The sequence below is a fragment of the Halorubrum distributum JCM 13561 genome, from assembly GCF_000337395.1.
GTDB lineage: Archaea > Halobacteriota > Halobacteria > Halobacteriales > Haloferacaceae > Halorubrum > Halorubrum distributum.
Map to the genome: position 1 here is coordinate 1 of NZ_AOJF01000036.1, position 1,958 is coordinate 1,958.

Below are 1,958 nucleotides of genomic sequence, written 5' to 3' on the forward strand. Positions count from 1 at the left end.
TCGCAGGACGGCGCAAGGGTCGCCGAAAATCGAACCGACCCCACCACCCACCACAGGGACCTATAACGGTGTCTAGGGGGACCCCACCCGGCACCTCTCACCTCGCGGTGGGACCGACCGATCTAGTCTGGTGGCGGTCCTCTATCCTCGTCGCGCCGGAAGTCTCCCGACGCAGCCGACACCCAGTCCTCGACGATCGGATCCCACGCCATCAGTGACCAGTCCTCCTCGAGCGCACTGCCGTCACGATCGTCGCCGCCCGGATCGCGTGGATCGAGATCGACGTCGGCGCTAGATCCGTACCGCCGCGACCCCGACGGCAGGAACGACAGCGAGCCACGACCGAGGTACGCACTGATGTAGTGCGCCGCGTTCCGTGCGTCCACCCGCCGGATGTCCACCACCCGGCCGAGGCCGACGCGCTCGGCCAACTGCGACAGTTCCCGCTGCGGCAGGAACCGATCCACGAGCAGGTGCAGGTGCGGCCGGTCCCGCTCGTCTCCCTCGTGCCGCACCCACAGATACGACAGGTTTGGATAGCGGTCCCTCAGTTCCGTCCTCAGCGCGTTCCACCGATCGGTGATGTACTCGTGCTTCTCCTCCTTCGACGCGGGCGCTCTGCGGTCCACTGTGAGCGTCAGGAACCGACGCATCTCCGGGCGCTCCTCCGTGATCCGTTCTATCTCCTCGATCAGTCCCATCCTCAGCCGGTGGCCGCAACACTCGCAGTCCCACGAACCGCAACGGTACGACGCCTGTTCCCCCGATTCTGTCTGGTACTTCAGGTGCGCCAAGTCCTTCCGGCAGTCCGGCCGCTCCCGATCCGGCCCGCAATCCCAGTCCCGACCGAGCCGTGACTGCTCATCCAACTCGACCTCGCCGTCGACGGGATCCGCGCTCACTCCGACCACCCCGACCGACGCGATCGCGAGCTGCTCCACGAGTGGCCCGACAGCACGTCCGGCCCAGCTGGGGCGGCACTATCCGACGACCGCGACGAAGACGAGCCGGTGGCACCGCACCGCACCATAGCCACCGGCACGTCTTCTACCGCACCGCACGGTGGAACGCCTGAATTGGCGAAGCATAGCGGCTCTTGAGTTGTTCTAACTAGCGTCGAGTAAAGACCGCACCGCCGCCGCACCGCCACCGCACAAGATAGCCCCCTCCCGCCGGTCGGGGGCGTGCGGATCGGGCGGCCCTCGAGCCGGGTACGCCGGCTCTCGGGCAAATCAAGATCGCCCGATCCTTGCGGTGGATCGGCGCTTAGTCGTCCAGACCGAGCGTTTCCGTGAACCGTCGAAACACTTACTGACTCGGCTGAGAGAGGACAGAGCGAGGACGAACCCTCCGGCCAAGAGGTTTCCACCGGGCGATTCTGCCACAAATCGCGTCCGGTGGAATCGTCCGTCGCCCGGGCCTTCTCCGGGCATTCACTCACGTTGCGTAGCTTTGACTGCGACGAGAACGACTAGCCCCTTAAAGAATACTGACCTTTCACCCCGGCAGAACATCTACCTATCCCGATACTACCAACACGCCCACATATTGTTATTAGCAGTTCTAACCATAGCCAGACAGAACCCGAAACCGCATGACAGCGCAGGGGTCGCCGATCGCCCCGGAGTATCACCCATCACAACTTACCGCCGTCTTGCGATTCTTCCCCCTGTCGAATCCCGGCCCTATCCGTACAATCGCAGGACGGCGTAAGGATACCCCTGTCTGAACCGCCACAACTTACCGCCGTCTTGCGATTCTCCCACCACAATCACTCGCCCCTCCGCTCCCTAATCGCAGGACGGCGCAAGGGTCGCCGAAAATCGAACCGACCCCACCACCCACCACAGGGACCTATAACGGTGTCTAGGGGGACCCCACCCGGCACCTCTCACCTCGCGGTGGGACCGACCGATCTAGTCTGGTGGCGGTCCTCTATCCCTGTCTCTTATACACAT

1 protein-coding gene is annotated in these 1,958 nt (G+C 64.0%); it reads right to left on the minus strand.

Annotation, left to right across the window (positions count from 1 at the left end):
- Positions 1 to 122 precede the first annotated feature (122 nt).
- Complete coding sequence (locus tag C470_RS08695) at positions 123 to 941, minus strand: rolling circle replication-associated protein (RefSeq protein ID WP_004045523.1); 819 nt, start codon at positions 939 to 941, stop codon at positions 123 to 125.
- Positions 942 to 1,958: the final 1,017 nt, after the last annotated feature.